The 15,784-nt window shown below is 54.9% G+C and carries 20 protein-coding genes and 1 tRNA gene; 5 read left to right on the plus strand and 16 right to left on the minus strand.

Features of this window, described 5'->3' with window-relative positions:
• Positions 1-252: 252 nt before the first annotated feature.
• The 12 genes from IQ22_RS01960 to IQ22_RS02010 all read right to left on the minus strand — a co-directional run bounded on the left by IQ22_RS01960 (position 253) and on the right by IQ22_RS02010 (position 7,467).
• Positions 253-1,368 carry a phage major capsid protein gene (locus tag IQ22_RS01960; RefSeq protein WP_145137234.1) on the minus strand — a complete coding sequence of 372 codons (1,116 nt, stop codon included), beginning with the start codon at positions 1,366-1,368 and terminating at the stop codon, positions 253-255.
• A gap of 9 nt (positions 1,369-1,377) precedes the next feature.
• Entirely contained in the window at positions 1,378-2,052 is a 675-nt protein-coding gene (locus IQ22_RS01965; protein WP_145137237.1) for an HK97 family phage prohead protease, read from the minus strand.
• Positions 2,053-2,182: 130 nt separating this feature from the next.
• Positions 2,183-2,473: a hypothetical protein gene (locus tag IQ22_RS01970; protein ID WP_145137240.1), complete on the minus strand. Its 291-nt coding sequence runs from the start codon at positions 2,471-2,473 to the stop codon at positions 2,183-2,185.
• Positions 2,473-3,657, minus strand: coding sequence for an AAA family ATPase (locus IQ22_RS01975; protein WP_145137243.1), 1,185 nt, complete (start codon positions 3,655-3,657; stop codon positions 2,473-2,475). Before IQ22_RS01975 ends, IQ22_RS01970 begins: the two co-directional genes overlap by 1 nt.
• Positions 3,654-4,076 (minus strand): virulence-associated protein E, encoded by a 423-nt coding sequence (locus IQ22_RS01980; RefSeq protein ID WP_145137248.1) that lies wholly within the window; start codon positions 4,074-4,076, stop codon positions 3,654-3,656. Before IQ22_RS01980 ends, IQ22_RS01975 begins: the two co-directional genes overlap by 4 nt.
• Before the next feature lie 2 nt (positions 4,077-4,078).
• Positions 4,079-4,414: a hypothetical protein gene (locus IQ22_RS01985; RefSeq protein WP_145137251.1), complete on the minus strand. Its 336-nt coding sequence runs from the start codon at positions 4,412-4,414 to the stop codon at positions 4,079-4,081.
• Entirely contained in the window at positions 4,411-4,569 is a 159-nt protein-coding gene (locus IQ22_RS23300; protein WP_167654143.1) for a hypothetical protein, read from the minus strand. Before IQ22_RS23300 ends, IQ22_RS01985 begins: the two co-directional genes overlap by 4 nt.
• Before the next feature lie 281 nt (positions 4,570-4,850).
• Entirely contained in the window at positions 4,851-5,141 is a 291-nt protein-coding gene (locus IQ22_RS01990; RefSeq protein WP_208733588.1) for a hypothetical protein, read from the minus strand.
• Entirely contained in the window at positions 5,138-5,362 is a 225-nt protein-coding gene (locus IQ22_RS01995; RefSeq protein WP_145137255.1) for a helix-turn-helix transcriptional regulator, read from the minus strand. The genes IQ22_RS01990 and IQ22_RS01995 overlap by 4 nt, the downstream gene beginning before the upstream one ends.
• Positions 5,363-5,432: 70 nt before the next feature.
• Positions 5,433-5,927, minus strand: a complete 495-nt coding sequence (locus IQ22_RS02000; RefSeq protein WP_145137258.1) for a hypothetical protein — start codon at positions 5,925-5,927, stop codon at positions 5,433-5,435.
• A complete protein-coding gene (locus IQ22_RS02005; protein WP_145137261.1) occupies positions 5,924-7,216 on the minus strand; it encodes a tyrosine-type recombinase/integrase in 1,293 nt (430 codons plus the stop codon). The genes IQ22_RS02000 and IQ22_RS02005 overlap by 4 nt, the downstream gene beginning before the upstream one ends.
• Positions 7,217-7,393: 177 nt before the next feature.
• Positions 7,394-7,467: transfer RNA gene (locus IQ22_RS02010), tRNA-Gly, on the minus strand.
• 173 nt (positions 7,468-7,640) lie between these two features.
• Between IQ22_RS02010 and IQ22_RS02015 the strand changes: the two genes are divergently transcribed.
• Both IQ22_RS02015 and IQ22_RS02020 read left to right on the plus strand, forming a co-directional pair.
• A complete protein-coding gene (locus IQ22_RS02015) occupies positions 7,641-8,699 on the plus strand; it encodes a M4 family metallopeptidase (protein WP_145137264.1) in 1,059 nt (352 codons plus the stop codon).
• Between the two features lie 10 nt (positions 8,700-8,709).
• Positions 8,710-9,033 carry a protealysin inhibitor emfourin gene (locus tag IQ22_RS02020; protein WP_145137267.1) on the plus strand — a complete coding sequence of 108 codons (324 nt, stop codon included), beginning with the start codon at positions 8,710-8,712 and terminating at the stop codon, positions 9,031-9,033.
• A gap of 141 nt (positions 9,034-9,174) precedes the next feature.
• Here IQ22_RS02020 and IQ22_RS02025 read toward each other — a convergent pair whose 3' ends face one another.
• The 3 genes from IQ22_RS02025 to IQ22_RS02035 are packed head-to-tail and all read right to left on the minus strand — an operon-like array spanning position 9,175 to position 11,599.
• Positions 9,175-9,897: a pseudouridine synthase gene (locus IQ22_RS02025; protein ID WP_145137270.1), complete on the minus strand. Its 723-nt coding sequence runs from the start codon at positions 9,895-9,897 to the stop codon at positions 9,175-9,177.
• Positions 9,897-10,112 carry a cysteine-rich CWC family protein gene (locus IQ22_RS02030; RefSeq protein WP_145137274.1) on the minus strand — a complete coding sequence of 72 codons (216 nt, stop codon included), beginning with the start codon at positions 10,110-10,112 and terminating at the stop codon, positions 9,897-9,899. Before IQ22_RS02030 ends, IQ22_RS02025 begins: the two co-directional genes overlap by 1 nt.
• 11 nt (positions 10,113-10,123) lie before the next feature.
• Complete coding sequence (locus IQ22_RS02035; RefSeq protein WP_145137277.1) at positions 10,124-11,599, minus strand: sensor domain-containing diguanylate cyclase; 1,476 nt, start codon at positions 11,597-11,599, stop codon at positions 10,124-10,126.
• A gap of 268 nt (positions 11,600-11,867) precedes the next feature.
• Between IQ22_RS02035 and IQ22_RS02040 the strand changes: the two genes are divergently transcribed.
• From IQ22_RS02040 to IQ22_RS02050, 3 genes are all read left to right on the plus strand, one after another.
• Positions 11,868-12,920: a glycerophosphodiester phosphodiesterase gene (locus IQ22_RS02040; RefSeq protein ID WP_425298833.1), complete on the plus strand. Its 1,053-nt coding sequence runs from the start codon at positions 11,868-11,870 to the stop codon at positions 12,918-12,920.
• 83 nt (positions 12,921-13,003) lie between these two features.
• The gene (locus tag IQ22_RS02045; protein ID WP_145137282.1) at positions 13,004-13,456 is read left to right on the plus strand and encodes an NUDIX hydrolase; all 453 of its coding nucleotides are present in this window, start codon (positions 13,004-13,006) and stop codon (positions 13,454-13,456) included.
• 96 nt (positions 13,457-13,552) lie between these two features.
• A complete protein-coding gene (locus IQ22_RS02050) occupies positions 13,553-13,900 on the plus strand; it encodes a hypothetical protein (RefSeq protein WP_145137285.1) in 348 nt (115 codons plus the stop codon).
• Positions 13,901-13,988: 88 nt separating this feature from the next.
• On the opposite strand, the gene atzF is transcribed toward IQ22_RS02050, so the two are convergent.
• Positions 13,989-15,782: an allophanate hydrolase gene (gene atzF / locus IQ22_RS02055; protein WP_145137286.1), complete on the minus strand. Its 1,794-nt coding sequence runs from the start codon at positions 15,780-15,782 to the stop codon at positions 13,989-13,991.
• Between the last annotated feature and the right edge of the window lie 2 nt (positions 15,783-15,784).

Here is a 15,784-nt window from a genome sequence, read left to right on the forward strand (position 1 = left end):
TAAACATGCCGGTAAACGGATTGTTAACTTTTTTCAAAAAGGGGAAAAAATCTGCGAACGGGAGGGGGCGCGGTGTCCGAGAGCGGAGGGCTTTGGACTTTGGTTATACCCCTGGCCGATAGAGGTGCCTGCCACGGTGCAAGCGGGGCTGCCGCTGAGAGACGCACCTGCAGGCTGTCGGGGTTTACCCATCCCTTGCGGGAAACACCTATGCAGCCACTCGCCGACTAACACTGCATAGGTGGACTGGAGTTAGGCCGGGTTCAGCGTGACCTTAAGCACAGCACCAGCAGCGAACACAGCCAGGCCTGCACGCAGTTCTGCCAGTAGCGTTACTTGGTTGGTCACGAAGTTGTCGCGGTCTTCACGAGAAGCCATGACCGTAGGCGATTGACGATCCAGTACCGCCAGCTGAGCAGGATCAAGCACCAGAGCAGTACCTACCGGAATACCAGCCGATAGCACGACAGGTACGCTCCATAGGTTTGCTGGGCCTGGGTCACGAGGCGAGCCAAGAATGTAGCTAGAGTCAGTAGCCTTCATGCTGGCAATGGAGAACCAATCAGAGTGGTTCATAACGATAGCGCCTGGTACCCAGCCTGCAGCACCTAGAGCGGTAATGGCCTGGCCGATACGATCAGCCGGGGTTAGGCCTGGGGCTGCACTATCAACGAAGGGCGTAGCCTGGGGAAGGATACCCAGCATACGACCGGTTGACCCGTCACCATTTAATACTTCAGCTTCCAGCTTGGCTTGTACGCCATAGGTCATCAGGCTGCTAAGTTGCTGCTCAAGCGCTGGAGCATCGTCCAGGATCTGGATAGAAGCGCGTGTCCAGTGAGCAATAGTGCTGATCGTGGCTTCCTTTACTGCGAAGGTAGGCGTGCTCTCTGCTTTCAGGTCACCTTCTGCCACCTGTACCGCTGCGCCGTTGGCCTTGCCGGTTAGCTGCATGAACTCAAACTTGCCATTGCTCACCGGTAGGGACGGCAATAGGTCAAGAATGGTCAGGCGAGGCTGAGGGTTGTTATACAGGCCTGTAGAGCGCTGGGGCTGTACATCATAGGAGGCGCTGGTCATGGCCTTGCGCAGCGTAGTGATGTCGCCGCCTTTCAGCTCGACACGGCCGGTTGTGTTAGCACCGTTACGCATGTTTTCAAGCTGAGTAGATTTAACGAACGAGCCAATCGGGTTGGCCTGGTTGTTAAAGCCTTTCACTTCCATATGATCGGCGCCGTTTGCGGCTTTCTGCTCCAGGTCGAACATACGGGTGCTTACGTTTTTAATCTCTTGGCTTAGCTCGGCTTTCATCTGCTGGACAGCCTGGCCGTGGTCTTCAATGGCTTTAGTGATGATTTCGAATGACATAGTGATACCTCAACGTCCCTGCAGGGACTGTGTGATGCGTTGGAGTTTGGCTGCGATCTGAGCCAGTTCTGCGCTGTCGTCGGCTTGCTCCTCTCGAACAAGTCCGTTCCAGCCGCCCGCCATCAGCCGTTTGGCCTCACGGGCAGAGAGCCCCAGCGCATCACGCGCGGCACGCTCAAAATCTCTTGGGTTTGGGTTGGCTGGATCGAATACGCTTTTTACGCTGACGATCCGGGCCGAAGGGTTAGCAGCAATGCCCACCAGGGACACTTCCACCAGATCAATTTCCTTCAGCAGTCGGGCACCGTTTACCAGCTCGGCACCGCCGGGCGGAATCGTGTATCCAATGCTGAGGGCTAGTGCTCCATCCTTTGCCAGGGCATGCGCTGCCTTGGCTTGTGGCACGTCTAGAGTCAGCCGACCATTAGCCAATAAGCCTTGGGCGTCCTGTTCAAAGGAAGTCCATACGCCTACGGGGTTGGTTTGGTCGTGCTGCCATAACAGGGCGGGGCGAGTGCCTGCCGCTGCATGCTTGGCCAAGCTCTTTGTGAAGGCACCGGGGGCGATTAGATCGCCATGATGGTCGGGCTCTCCGCCAAAGGTCGAGGCATAGCCGGTAAAACTGCCGAGGTCTTCACTGGCAGCGAACTTTAAATGTAGTGGTGCGGTTTGGAATGGGCGCATTAGCGATGTCTCCAAGGGTGCAAATGGGAATGCTCATTTGCCGCTCGAAGCGCATCACGCGCATCTTGACGGGGGTCGAGTACATCACGCACTCGACTGGTTAAGCATACAGTTTTTTTAGTGGTTGTGGTCATACAATTTCAGCCTCTGGCCAGCGAAAACGAGCAGCTTCCAGGGCTTCGCCGTAGGTCATAGGCTCACCAATCATCGTGCAGATCTGCTTTCCCTTTACGCTGATCTGCCAGTGCATCTTGCGAGCCTGCCCATCGTTGGAGGCAAGCTCAGCCAGGATCTCCAGGCGATGACTTTTAACGTAGCGTCGGACGTCATCAGTCAGGCGACTGGCAGGGGAAAGGGCGATCCTTTTCCCCCGTAGGCGAGCAGCAAAACCACGATGAGTGAGGTAGTCGAGGGCAGCCATCAGACTTCCTCCTCATCGTCATCATTGAAGGAAAGTGCTCCGAAGGTGCTCAAGTTTTCCTGAAGGTGCTCACGATTTTCTCTGAGCATCTTCGAAGAAGTTTGAGCACCTTCGGACAAAACCCACATCCAGCCCGCTTCCATACCAGACTTCTTAGCCTTTGCCCCGATGACCTTTTGAGCACGTCGCACCGTTGCCCAGGAGAGGCCGCTACCATCAGCGTCAGCCTTTAGCTGCTTTGTTGGGACTGGGCCATTAGCAAGTGCTTCACGCAGAAAATCGCAAGCGTCATCCAGTTCTGTTCTATGGTCTTCGGAGCCGTTGGTTTCGACATTGGCAAGGATGTCTCGGGCGCTGCCTTCGATCTTGTCGCCCCATATGACCCTGGTAGTAGAAATGCCATCGCCTACGGTGCACTCCTCAATCACATAGGAGCAGCCGCCAGAGTCGGTTGCTATGTTCGACTTGGCTCGGGCCAGGACGCGAAGGTCTGAATCCTCTTCCTTTGCTGCTACCAGTACGGTACGGGCCAGGGCGCCAAAGGCTTGAGAACCCAGCACACGCTCAGCCGGGTTATTGCCTGCCGATCCCTTTGAGAAGTGAGTGATACCCAGAACTGCACAGCCATAGTGCTCTGCCATGTCCACCACTGGCTGTAAGGCTCGGCGCACATCATTAGCGCGGTGCATATCGCCGGCCACAGCGGAGACAATAGGATCAATCATGATCATTCCTACGTCGCCAATACGCTCAAGCTCAGCCGCCAATAGGTCAATGTCCTTGGCCGGATCGAACGGCGTGCTTTCACCCAAGCCATTGATCCGTCCTTGCAGGATATAAACCTTATTGAGATCCGCACCGGCCGCCATGAGACGCGGTACGATCGTGTCTGAAGGGTCATCCTCACTCGACAAGATAATGACGCTACGGCGCTCGTTGAATATCTCGCCATCAGGCCAGCGACCACCGCAAGTTATCGTGGCGGCAAAGCTGATAGTTGCTGTGGTTTTACCGGCACCACCAGCTCCAGCTAGTAGAGTGAGCTTTCCGAGTGCGATCCAGTGCTGCCAAAGCCAGCGGATAGCTAAAGGTTTGATTGATGATGCCTGTATAGAATCAGCGCGCCAGTCATTCTTGGCAGCCTCTGCCCATTCCTTGCTAAAACGATCCTCGATGACTTTCATTTCGTCACCCCCAAGCGCTGCTTGGCAAGGTCGAAGCGAGCCTGATCCTTTTCACTTAGCTGAAGGCCTTGGGCCTGCATGGACAGGCCGATCTGGTAGACAGCCTGCTCGTGCCGGATAGCTGTTTTGCTAGGGCCGCGTCGCTGGGTCTTTTCACCCGGGAAGAGGTCGCGCAAATCCAGTCCAATAGCGGCGGTAATGTCAGTGGCCGTACAGCCTGCCCAGCACTTGAGCAGGACTGTTCCGTCATCACATTCCTTAATACCCAGGCTTGGGTTCTTGTCCTGGTGCGCAGGGCAACAGGCTTCCCACTTGCCGGCGCCTTTGGCCTTAACCTTGTCCAGACGAGAGAGGATTTTGTCTATCGGCAAGCAAGCCGATCCCCTCAGCACCTCTCGGCACTGTTGAAAATTCGTCATGGTTAAGCCCTCGGTTTCGAGGTATTTGCCGGCTGTTTAGCCAGTTGATTCATCCGATCCTGGATGCACATCTGAGTATCGCTAAGGCTGCACATAAGCTTTCCTAGACTTTCAAGCATCCAGCCAACGTCTGTTACTGCACTGTCCGATAGGCCAGTTTCACCGTTGCTTGCCGTACAGGCGAGGAGGTTTCCAATACCTGAAATACCTAGGGCCAGAGTGGCGACCTGGTTGGCGGCGATCTTTTCTGCTTTGTCCAGCTTTTCAGGCTGCATGGTTTGGATCTGCTCGTAATTAGGGAGCAGGTCATTCCATTTTGGGAGTTCAGCACCGTTCATTTGGCACCTCCCACTTCCAAGCTGCGGGCCTTAGCCATGTGAGTGTTATAACGTTTCAGGCGTACAGATAAGCTAGAGTTGGAATGCAAAGCGGAGAGGGCCATTGCTCGATGAGCGGCAGCACGATCAGAGGACGGATTGCGGGCATGTTTCATGAGTAGAGCTCCTAGAGTTGAGGAGCTGCCACCGCTTGCGGCCAAGCAAGGAATGGTGACAGCTGTACGCGGGTTGGCCGACCGGGACTCTAGGCACCCGGCACACCCGAAGGTGTCCCACGCACAGCCGCCATAACACGACACGACAGGCACAAAAAAAGCGCCTGCAGCAGAAATGGGGGCGCTTATGCGCCTAGAGATATTCGACCGGCCAAGGTCGGCCGCTGAATTTGCAGCGACAGGCCGACAATACATCTGGGAACGTACGGATGCAATAGGCATCATTGCAAACCCTCCGGCGCGTCGTGCATTTCCAGACGAGAGCCATCAATCAAGGCCATAAGCGTATTACGGCTCAAGCCTTTGGCCTGTAGGATCGTTGCCAGACTCATAAAGCAGGCAAGTACTACCACCGAAGCTGGGTTATCTGTCTTTTGCGCTTGGGCTGTGATTAGCGGCAGCAGAGTGTTAAGAATGAACGGCTCGTGAGTTTCGATACTGCAGAGGCTATAATCGTCCTGCATGTTTTCGAAGCCGCTTTGCTTCTCTCCGGGGGCGAGCGGCTTTTTCATGCGGCATCCCTCGCGGCAATTTTCGATTGCAGCCACGCCTCAATTTCAGCCACTACGTAATAAGCAGCAGCCTGCCGGCTTTCGCTGAACTTTATGGGCTTGGGAAAGGTAGGGTCTTTCTTTTTAAGCTTATCCAGGCCGGAACGGGTTTGACCGATCCACTTGCACAGGTCTGGCTGGGGAATTAGAGCTTGGTCTACGGTGGCATTATTTGGAAGCATTTGAGCGTCTCCTTATGGCTGACGCTCCCCATTATTCATATCGACACCTTGGAATCATTAAGTCCTTTTTTCACTTCCAAAGACCAGCCGGAGGTTCAATTCCATATGTTGCTCTCAACATCAACTTCGCCGTGTCTTTATGCTTGTTAATTAGATTCCTCATTGCCCTATCGCCAATATTTAGAGCAGCGGCATGGCGGCGCTTTACCTCAGACTCAGCCAGCTTTGGGTTCGCACCTGCCTCTATCGCAACGATTGTCTCAAGCATGTATTGCGCGACGCGTGAGGATTTTTCGAACCATTGGCTTTGTTCTGATAATTGCTTTCCCTGCTTTTTCGCAAGTCCCAATCGGCGGCCTACTTCATCCATTGATTCGCTCATGTTGGCACCAGTCATAGCGCCTCTTAGAGCAAAGGCAATAGCCTTCATGTCTTCATCACTTGGCTGCACACCATTTTCAACATCGGTGCAGAAGCGATACACAAGCGCATGACCAGGAGTCATATTGACGAGCGATCCCGTCCGCCTAACCATTTCCATTGATAAGACCGGCCGTTTTTTCATGCCCGAACCCGACCCAGATCAATTATATTTGAGTCAATCACGTTGACCTTTTTATCGAATTCGGCCCTTTGGGCAGGTGTCATGCCTTCAGCTAGGCAGTCGAGGTAGTCGGCGTACCACTGCATCATGGCGCGGCGCTGGGGCAGGTAGTGGGCCTGGTTGTAGATACCGGCTACACCTTCCTCCTTGTGTGCCAGTTGCACCTCTACGTGGTCCTTGTGCCATCCATGCTCACGCAGCAGGGTTGAGGCGGTGTGTCGTGTGCCGTGACCTACCAAGCGGCCTCGATAGCCAATCTTGCGTAGGGTCAGGTTTATGGTGTTCTCGCTGATAACAGGCTGCTGTGCACCGATTCCAGGGAAAAGGTAGCGGCCTCGTCCGGTCAGTCGGTGTAGCTCTCTCAGGGCTTCTATGGCTTGCCGACTCAAGGGCACTACATGGTCGCGCCGGGTCTTCATCTTGGCGGCTGGAATCGTCCACAGGGCTGCATCAAGGTTGAACTCTGACCACTTAGCCCAGCGCACCATGCCAGGCCGGGAGGCAGTCCATATACATAGCCAGGTTGCCGTTCTTGCTGGCGTACGGCTGGTGCTTTGGCGCATGGCCTGCAGGAAAGCAGGTAGCTCGGGTTCTAATAGGTGAGGGTAGGGCTTGGCCTTAGGGGTCTTGGTCGCGATCGTCACCAGTTCGGAAGCTGGGTTTACCTCACACAAGCCTCGGGCAATGGCCTGGCTGAAAATCTGACGTAGGGCTACGCGGATCTTGTCGCGGGTATTGGTTGCGCCTCTGGCCTCAATCTTGGCTTGTAGCTCGGCACAATCTCTCGGGGTGATCTCGGTAATAGGCTTATTGCCTAAGGCCGGGAGGATATCGTTATCCAGGTAGCCACGCATGAGGCGCAGCGTACTTTCGGCCAGACCATCATCTACCTTACGCTGATACCAGTAGGCTACTGACTCATGGAAAGGGTTGAGTACAGAAGCCTCTCTAGCGGCTCTCTGCGCGGCTTTATGCTGTACCGGATCTATCCCATCGGCTACCAAGTCACGCAGCTCTAGCGCCTTCTTACGGGCTATTTTGGCCGGTATCTCTGGGTATCCACCTAAGCCATGCCATGACCACTTACCATCAGGCTTTTTGTGACGCAGTAGCCAACCTTTTTGACCGTTAGGCTTCACCCGAAAGTACAGGCCGTTGCCATCCAGCTCTCGATATTCCTTATCTTCAGGCTCAAGACTCGCTAGTACCGTATCGGCTAGCGGGCGTTTCTTGATCTCTGAGCGCTTCATTCCTTGTACACCTTAGTTTGGGTATATAAGTGAGTGTACATGCTGGTGTACACCGAAACCAAGGGTATATGTAAGCATATAGAATCATACGGGCACAAAAAAACCGGCTACAAGGGCCGGTTTATCTACATCTTAGGTCTTTTGGGATGCTTCCGTATGCTTCCGAAAAGAGATATCTGGAGCGGGCGAAGGGAATCGAACCCTCGTCATGAGCTTGGGAAGCTCAGGTAATGCCATTATACGACGCCCGCTTAAGGACCGCCTTTGTACCAGAACTCGGGCCAGGGGTGAAGCCTGTAAGCAAGGTTTTTATACAAAGGGAGTCTAGACCGGGTTTTGCGGTCAAAGAAAGTATCGCCTCGTGCGGTGTAAGAGGGGCAGTCTGTAACTGCCCCAACGCTGGCTGCTTAGGGAGGGCGTTTGCATGCCTCGCTTGGGTTCTTTCAACGGTTTCATCCCGCCTTACATTCTCAGTCGTATCATCGATCATGGCGGTGAGCATCAGCGCTCCCATGCGCTGGGTACCCTGAGCCACGTGCGTAGCCTTCTGCACAATCCTGGGCCGCCCGGTGTGCGTCAGGCCCCATTAGGGGAGCTAGAGCGTACAGATGACGAGCGCGCTCAACGCAGTATCTATGATGCTAAACAAGGCATGCATCTACCGGGTACGCTGGTTCGTAAAGAGGGGCAGGCTGCCGTCGGTGATATCGCAGTGGACGAAGCATACGATTACCTCGGCGCAACCTTTGATTTCTTCTGGCATGTTTTGGGCCGTAACTCCATTGATAACCGTGGACTCCCGCTAGTAGGAACAGTGCACTATGGGCAGCAGTATCAGAACGCCTTCTGGAACGGTGAACAGATGGTTTTTGGTGATGGTGACGGTGAAATCTTTAACCGTTTTACCATTGCGCTGGACGTCATTGCCCACGAGCTTGTGCATGGCGTAACGGAAAGTGAAGCAGGCCTGGTCTATGTAAACCAGTCCGGTGCGCTTAACGAGTCCGTCTCGGACGTATTTGGAGTTCTGGTCAAGCAATACAGCTTGAAGCAGACGGCCGACCAGGCGGATTGGCTGATTGGCGAGGGGTTGTTGACCGACAAGATCAACGGGCGTGCACTGCGCTCGATGGCCGAGCCGGGGACGGCTTACGATGATCCCCTACTGGGCAAGGATCCGCAGCCAGGGCATATGCGTGACTTTATCGAGACGCGTGAGGACAATGGCGGTGTGCATCTTAATTCAGGTATTCCCAACCGGGCTTTCTACTTGGCGGCCACGGCGATTGGTGGATATGCCTGGGAAGGCGTAGGCCGGGTATGGTATGACACGTTGTGCGACAGCCGTCTGACCAACGATGCGGACTTTTCCGCCTTTGCTCGCCTAACGGTGTTGAATGCCAGCCACCGGTTCGGTGCCGAAGCGCGTGAAACCCAAGCCATTAGTGATGCATGGGGCGGTGTTGGGGTATACCTGACCTGAGGAGGTTCGTATGAAAGAACTGCCTAAACTGGGACCGGACGCACTGGTCCGTGTTTCCCGGCAGGGTGGCTTTGCAGCGATCAGCGCACTGGCACGCCCACGGGAAATTGACTTTTCCAACTGCAACGAAGACGAACGTGGCCGTATCTGTTCGGTACTTGAGCGGTGTTTACCCGAGTCGACAGAAAGCGTCGGCCGGGGCGATCAACGCTTCTATCAGGTAGAGCTGCGCTTCAAGGACAAGCCTGATGAACTCACGATTACTATTCCAGAGGATCGTGCGCCCAGTGAACTGGTCCGGTTGTGGGACAAAGGTGACGCAAAAGTACCTTGATCCTTAGTCTTGCAGGAAAGCATGCCATTACGCACTCATGGGACTACAGGGCGCGTGAGGTTTAGTACGCTCTACGAACACAAGTGATCCGTAGAGCGTTGCGAAGACATAAAATGGCAAGAGCAGACTTCGCTTTATAGCTTACGGTACAGCGTTTATTGTCTGGGTAGATAACCCACAGGCAATTTCATCCGCTGTCAACTGGCGGTAATCTCCAGGAGTCAGAGCTGAATCGAGTCGGATCGGACCGATACTTTCACGATGCAGCCGCATGACCTGATTGCGAAAGTGCCCGAACATGCGTTTGACCTGATGGTAGCGGCCTTCGATAAGTGTCAGCCGGGCGCAACGCTCGTCCAGGATGTCCAGCCGGGCAGGTAGGGTGGTCAGGTTTTCGAATTTGAAATAGAGCCCATCGGCAAATGCCTGAACATATTCAGGTTGGATCGGGTCCGCCGTCTCTACGTAGTACACCTTGGGTAACTTGGTTTTAGGCAAGGTAAGGCGGCGAGACCAGTGGCCATCATTGGTGATCAGCATGAGCCCCGAGGTTGTAAGGTCCAGCCGGCCGCTCAGATGTAAATCGCCCTTGTCTGGCTCATTGAGCAGATCAAGCACGGTAGGATGCTCCGGATGCTGGGTCGCGCTCACATAGCCCGGCGGTTTATGCAGCATGAAATAGCGGGCGGGTTTCCCGGCCTGAAGCAGCGTTTCGTGCAGCTCTACACGGTCAAATTCACGAATTTCATAACGGCCGTCCATGGTCGGCACGCCATTGACGCGTACGTGCCCATGCGCTAGATGCAAGCGGGCATCCTGCCGATTCAGGTCGGGACGGTTGCTTAGGAATCGATCTAGGCGCATCAGGTGTTTTCAGCTGAATCTGTATGTACTTGTGCACACTGCACACAAAGGCAGGCCTGCTCGCGCGTTTCAGCAGGCAGTTCAGCTATGGCAACAGGATCGATCCGCACCTGAAAGCACCAGCAGTCTGAAGCTGGCTCCGCACAGCCCGCCTGTGCACACCCGTTAGGTTGGCCGCAGCGCGGGCAGAGATGAGGCGGGTAGAGTGTATTCATGTTCAATTGCCTTACTCGGAGCGGTCCGCCAGGACGATACGGTTACGTCCTCGTTGCTTGGCACTATACAGAGCCCGATCGCCACGACCGATGAGTTGTTCCAGGTTTTCATTGGGCCGCAATTGTGCGACGCCTATGCTCACCGTAATCTGGATCGAGACATCATCATGACTGAATTGGAGTTTAGCTGCTTTATCCCGAAGCTTTTCGGCCAGAATGAGTGCCTTGTCAGCAGGCGTGTCCTTAAGCAGGATCAAGAATTCCTCACCTCCCCAGCGACAAAGGAGATCTGACTGGCGAAGGTTTTCACGCAGCATTCTGGCAAAGCCGCGTAATACCGTGTCACCGGTTTGGTGGCCGAAGGTATCGTTTAGCAACTTGAAGTGATCGATGTCGAGCACGGCCACGCTCAAGGGACTTTGTTGGCGACGTGATTCGTGCAAGGCCTGTTCAGCCAGTAGACCGAAACCTCGGCGATTGGGTAGTTCGGTCAACGTATCCTGCATGGCCAACGCCTCGATACGCCGCTGGAAACGGCGCAGTACCAGGCTTACCAAGATCAGAACGGCAGTCGTCACCATCAGGGCTACGAAAAGATGCCAATAAAGGATATGGCGCGTCGCGTTCAGGGCCTGACCTTCTGCCTTGTCAACGAACAGGAACCACTCCAGCTCAGGAATATAGCGTACGGTCAGGAAGTGTTGAGTCTTGCCTTGGGTGTAGGTGTAACTGCCCGCCTTAGGTTGGGGCAGTTGCTTGCTTAACCCCTCCAGGCTAGGAATTTCTGTAAGCGGAGTTCCGCGCTTGGCATCGTCAGGGAAGTGATCTCCCATCAGGGCAATTTTTCCTTGGTGGTCAACGAAGAATACGCGCCGCCCATAGCGCTGTTGATAGTCGTTGATCAGCTTGACCACCGCGTCTTTGGTCAGTCCTACGCCGGTAACCCCAATGAGGCGGTTGTTGTAATCAAAAACTTTATAATTGATGAAAATGGTGAGCTGATCCTGGTTAGCCATGTCCAGGTCAACATTGATCTCATACGGTGCGCCCATACCGCGCACCCGGTAAAACCAGGCATCCCGGGGCTCCATTGGGCTAACTTTCTTGATCACGCCCTGTGCCTGATAGTAAGTCTGCGTCTTGTCAGAAACAAAGAACGCTGTCTCGGTACCATATTGGGTGATGATTTCATGAAGGTAGCGCTGAATTTGCTCTACATCCTGTTCGCCATGCATGACCCAATCGCGCAGAAAGGTGTCACGTGACATGACCGAAGAAATCAAAATGGGGCGAATAAGGTCTTTCTGGATTTCAGAGTAGACGTTGTCGGCCGTGAGCGGCAGCTCAGTATCACTGATGTGATGACGGATCGAACTAACTGAAGTCTGATAGCTGATCCATGAGTTCATCATGAAGCCCGTCCCGAGCAACGCTATCAGAATCAGCAAGACATAGGACTGAGAGCGAAAGTACGTCACAAGCGTCATGAAAAGTGATCTGGTTCAAAAGTGTAATCGTAGCGCGCCTACGGGTACGCCGCTATGACTCTATGGTTGATCAGCAGGCTTTAGACGTTCAGCGCCTACCCAGTGTCATGCTTGCGTCGTGTTCAAAGAGCATTCTGAAGAACTCAGGCCATGGTCATAACCAGCGAGGAGAGCAACGATGGAGGTATCCGTGTACAGAAGCAGAGTGACAGGCGCCGTGCTGGCAGCGGTATTAAGCTGCGTGGCCGTGTCGGCAGGAGCCGATGAAATGGGCAAAGCTTTAAGTGAAAAGGCTGGTATCCCATACCCGGCAGTTATTGCGCACCGAGGTGCCTCTTATGATGCACCCGAGTCCACGGCGCCGGCCTATCTGCTAGCTCGTGATCTGGGTGCCGATTACCTGGAATTGGACCTGCAACGTACTCGTGATGGCGTGTTGATTGCCTTGCACGACGACAACCTCAGGCGCACCACCAATGTTACGCAGCGTTTCCCCGAGCGGGCCGATCAGCCTGTCAGCTCCTTTACCCTGGCAGAGCTGAAAAGCCTTGATGCAGGCACTTGGTTCAACGTAGCTCATCCGGATCGGGCGCGACCTACCTATGCAGACCAGAAGATCCTGACGCTGGATGAGGTAATCGACATTGCCGAAGGCGGTACAAACAAGCCCGGCCTGTACATCGAGACCAAACAGCCTAAATTGTTTCCTGGCATCGAAAAGGATTTAAAAGAAAAACTTGCTGCACGTGGCTGGGTAGATACGTCTGCACCCGCGCAAGTAGTAACGGGTGGAAAGACAGTGCAGGTCGCCTCCATGCCGGGCCGCGTCGTGTTGCAAACGTTCGAAAAAAGTAGCATGGAGCTGCTCCAGCAAGAGATGCCAAACGTGCCTAAGGTGCTTTTGCTATGGCTGGAGTCTGGCAGCATCGAGCCGAGACCTATGCCGTCATTCGCCGACTCGGGCGAGAAAGACAAGGCGGCGTATTACGCCAAGTTGGAAGTCAAGTCGAAAGAGGAATATGCAAGTTGGCTGGATTGGGCGAAGCAACATGGGGCCCTCGGCATCGGCCCGTCTTCTGCACTGACCCATGGGGGCGATCAGAGTTACGCTGACCTGGTGCAACCTTGGATGAACCAGATGGCCCATGAGAAAGGCTTGATCGTTCACCCCTATACGGTGGACGAGGCGGTCGACTTTCAGAAAATCAGCGCCCAGGGGGTAGATGGATTCTTTACCAACCGTCCGGCGGAGCTGCTCAAGTTCTATGACCGGCCTTCTTCCGATACGATCGATACAATCCTGAAACGCCACGGCTATTGAGCGCTCAGGACACAGGCAGTCAGGCGCAATAACAAAAGAGCATTGCGTCTGACTAATTTTACGTAGCAACCAACAGGCACGTCATGCTTATTGCTCCTTTCACTGGTGCCAAATTGGCTCTGATAGCTGGCAGTATGCTGTTGACCTACAAGCGCGACCAAAAGACCAGTATCCCGTTTCCAGGTTGTTGGGACTTTGCTGGCGGTGGTCGGGAGGGCGACGAACATCCTATTGCCTGCGCCTTACGGGAATTAGAGGAGGAGTTTTCTCTGCAACTGCCGGCCGAGCGCATTCATTGGGGTCGCCGCTATACAAGCGTTACCCAAGGCTGTCTCGACGCCTACTTTTTTGTGGGTACGCTGACAGCAGAGGACATCCTGTCTATACGCTTTGGCAATGAAGGCCAGTACTGGCGGATGATGCCCATCAACGAATTTCTAGCTCATTCCAATGCGGTGCCGTATTTGCAGGCGCGCTTGCGGGATTACTTGAACGGTGCCGATAACCTGCTGAAACATCTTGAAAAGACGACTTAACGCCAGCTGAATGCCTTGCTGATTGGTCAGGCAAAAAGACTGCTCGCTGATAGGATCATCGAACGCACTGTTTTCCAGAGTGTGGAGGATTCAATCTTGCGGCGTCTCTTTTTGGCGTTAGCGTGTGTTCTACCCTTGGGCGGTTGTGTCATGTACGACCAAGGTCCCTATTACAGCTCCTCTTACGAGCGCCGTGTTCATGTAGTGCCTTCCGGTCCGCCTCCGGTCATCCTTTATCGCTCCTCGCCCCGCTGGCGGTCAAACATCTATTACGGGCCTCCACCTCCGCCGCGTTATCAGCGTTATCAGCGTGAACGGAAACAGGATAGAGGGCATCGTTATGAGTCTTGGCCTCATCGTCAGCACCGGCCCGACTACCGCCGACCACGCTCGCCCGGTTATCACTATCAGCAAGGTTCCCCTCGCTGGCAGCACGATCGATAAGTATGGGTATTTATAAAGGCGTACTGCACCCTAGGTGTCGACAGGCATATAGGGTGCATAGACCAAAAACAACGGGCCGTTTTTTACATTACTGCCTGCTGGCCATATAGGTACGCCAGCTACCGAAGTGGGTGATCTCTTCGGCACCCTCCAGGCCATAAGAGTCACAGATAAAGCCCGTTTCCCAGCTACCGTCGGCCAGCTGTACTTTGCCTAGCCCGAGGGGGGCGGGAATACCGGTCAGAAAGGAACCCAATTCGCTGCTCGGCAGTTCCCAGATTTCTACGGCAATGGCCCGGCCACCTTTGGTTACACGGACCATACCGGGGCGTAACGGTGGCCCACCAGCCAGGGCGTAAAGTTTATAGTCCGGGGCGCTTTGCGTACTCATGACTAATTTGCCGCCCCTTTTTACCAGTTGCCAGTTGAGCGGTAGTCCTTCCATATGGGCACCGCATACCACCACGCGGGCACGATCATTGCGCGCTAAGGTTGTTAGCGTAAGGGGTTCCAATGCTGAACCGCCTGCGAGGGGAAGTGGCTGGGCATGCTGAAAGGCATTGGCGAGGCTTAGCAGGTATTGATCAGTAAAGGCTCGTCCGAACAGCGTCACTCCCCATGGCAGACCGTTCTGCATGAAGCCGGCGGGCACCGCTACCGCTGCGTAATCCAGCATGTTCATAAAGTTGGTGTAGTAACCAAGATCAGAATTACGGGCAACAGGTTCGGCCTGCAATTCGTCAAGGGTGACGGGGCGGGGATAGGCGGGCGTCAGCACGCAATCCAGCGTGGCCAGTGCCTGGTCACAGACAGCCTTGAGTGTTTGCAGGCGGTACTGGGCAAGAAAAGCATCCACTGCCGTTGTGCCGGGCGCTTTGGCCAGCACAGCCCGAATGACAGGCAGCACGGCCTCGGGCTGTTTTTCAATCAAGCTGCCCGCCACGCTGTAGCGCTCGGCCACCCAGGGGCCTTCGTACAGCAGATGGGCTGCTTCGAGGAACGGGGCGAAGTCTAACTCAACGGCCTCGCCACCTAGCGCTTCCAGTTGCTTTACTGTCTGCGCGAACAGCACGGGGCTCTCCGGGCAACCAAGAAACTCGAGCTGCTTGGGTACACCGAAGCGGAACGGACGTAGAGCACCGAAAGCGGAAATATCGTTCCAGAGCGGATTGGCGCGACTATACGCGTCACGCGGATCGTATACGGCGGTCAGGGCGAGCAGTTCGCTGGCTTCTTTGGCCGTGGCGGTGAAATAGGTAACGCAATCCAGTGTACGGCATGCCGGAACGACACCCGCCGTCGAGATCAACCCTTTGGTGGCCTTGAGGCCGATGAGGTTGTTTAGTGCAGCAGGCACACGGCCAGAGCCGGCCGTATCCGTGCCCAAGGCAAAGCTCGCCACACCCAATGCTATCGCCAGGGAGGAACCTGCACTGGACCCACCGGAGGGGTAGTCTGGGTGAACACTATTGCGGCAGGCTCCATAAGGCGAGCGAGTACCATTAAGGCCTGTGGCGAACTGGTCCAGGTTGGTCTTGCCCATAGGCACGGCGCCTAGAGCAATCAGCTGCTCGACAATAGTTGCCGAGCGATCCGGTGTGTAGGCGAAGGCTGGGCAGGCCGCCGTAGTCGGGATGCCGACCAGATCGATGTTGTCCTTGATGGCGAAGGGAATGCCATAAAGCGGAAGGTCCGCTGGGGATTTATCCTCTAATGCCGCTAGGTAAGGCTCCAGCTCCGCCAAGGTAAGCAGGTGAATGAACAGGTTAAAGTCAGGATTCAACTGCTCGGCACGGGTACGCAGCTCACTAATCAGGGCACGGGGCGTGGTACGGCCTTCACGGTAGGCCGCACGGAGCGTGTCGAGGCGCAGGTCGGTCATGA

The organism is Pseudomonas duriflava (genome assembly GCF_007830155.1).
GTDB classification, from domain to species: Bacteria; Pseudomonadota; Gammaproteobacteria; order Pseudomonadales; family Pseudomonadaceae; genus Chryseomonas; species Chryseomonas duriflava.

Bases quoted from the DNA above. Each gene is read 5' to 3' on its own strand.
- IQ22_RS01960 (WP_145137234.1), bottom strand. From the start codon at position 1,368: ATGTCATTCGAAATCATCACTAAAGCCATTGAAGACCACGGCCAGGCT.
- IQ22_RS01965 (WP_145137237.1), bottom strand. From the start codon at position 2,052: ATGCGCCCATTCCAAACCGCACCACTACATTTAAAGTTCGCTGCCAGT.
- IQ22_RS01970 (WP_145137240.1), bottom strand. From the start codon at position 2,473: ATGGCTGCCCTCGACTACCTCACTCATCGTGGTTTTGCTGCTCGCCTA.
- IQ22_RS01975 (WP_145137243.1), bottom strand. From the start codon at position 3,657: ATGAAAGTCATCGAGGATCGTTTTAGCAAGGAATGGGCAGAGGCTGCC.
- IQ22_RS01980 (WP_145137248.1), bottom strand. From the start codon at position 4,076: ATGACGAATTTTCAACAGTGCCGAGAGGTGCTGAGGGGATCGGCTTGC.
- IQ22_RS01985 (WP_145137251.1), bottom strand. From the start codon at position 4,414: ATGAACGGTGCTGAACTCCCAAAATGGAATGACCTGCTCCCTAATTAC.
- IQ22_RS23300 (WP_167654143.1), bottom strand. From the start codon at position 4,569: ATGAAACATGCCCGCAATCCGTCCTCTGATCGTGCTGCCGCTCATCGA.
- IQ22_RS01990 (WP_208733588.1), bottom strand. From the start codon at position 5,141: ATGAAAAAGCCGCTCGCCCCCGGAGAGAAGCAAAGCGGCTTCGAAAAC.
- IQ22_RS01995 (WP_145137255.1), bottom strand. From the start codon at position 5,362: ATGCTTCCAAATAATGCCACCGTAGACCAAGCTCTAATTCCCCAGCCA.
- IQ22_RS02000 (WP_145137258.1), bottom strand. From the start codon at position 5,927: ATGAAAAAACGGCCGGTCTTATCAATGGAAATGGTTAGGCGGACGGGA.
- IQ22_RS02005 (WP_145137261.1), bottom strand. From the start codon at position 7,216: ATGAAGCGCTCAGAGATCAAGAAACGCCCGCTAGCCGATACGGTACTA.
- IQ22_RS02015 (WP_145137264.1), top strand. From the start codon at position 7,641: ATGCCTCGCTTGGGTTCTTTCAACGGTTTCATCCCGCCTTACATTCTC.
- IQ22_RS02020 (WP_145137267.1), top strand. From the start codon at position 8,710: ATGAAAGAACTGCCTAAACTGGGACCGGACGCACTGGTCCGTGTTTCC.
- IQ22_RS02025 (WP_145137270.1), bottom strand. From the start codon at position 9,897: ATGCGCCTAGATCGATTCCTAAGCAACCGTCCCGACCTGAATCGGCAG.
- IQ22_RS02030 (WP_145137274.1), bottom strand. From the start codon at position 10,112: ATGAATACACTCTACCCGCCTCATCTCTGCCCGCGCTGCGGCCAACCT.
- IQ22_RS02035 (WP_145137277.1), bottom strand. From the start codon at position 11,599: ATGACGCTTGTGACGTACTTTCGCTCTCAGTCCTATGTCTTGCTGATT.
- IQ22_RS02040 (WP_425298833.1), top strand. From the start codon at position 11,868: ATGGGCAAAGCTTTAAGTGAAAAGGCTGGTATCCCATACCCGGCAGTT.
- IQ22_RS02045 (WP_145137282.1), top strand. From the start codon at position 13,004: ATGCTTATTGCTCCTTTCACTGGTGCCAAATTGGCTCTGATAGCTGGC.
- atzF (WP_145137286.1), bottom strand. From the start codon at position 15,782: ATGACCGACCTGCGCCTCGACACGCTCCGTGCGGCCTACCGTGAAGGC.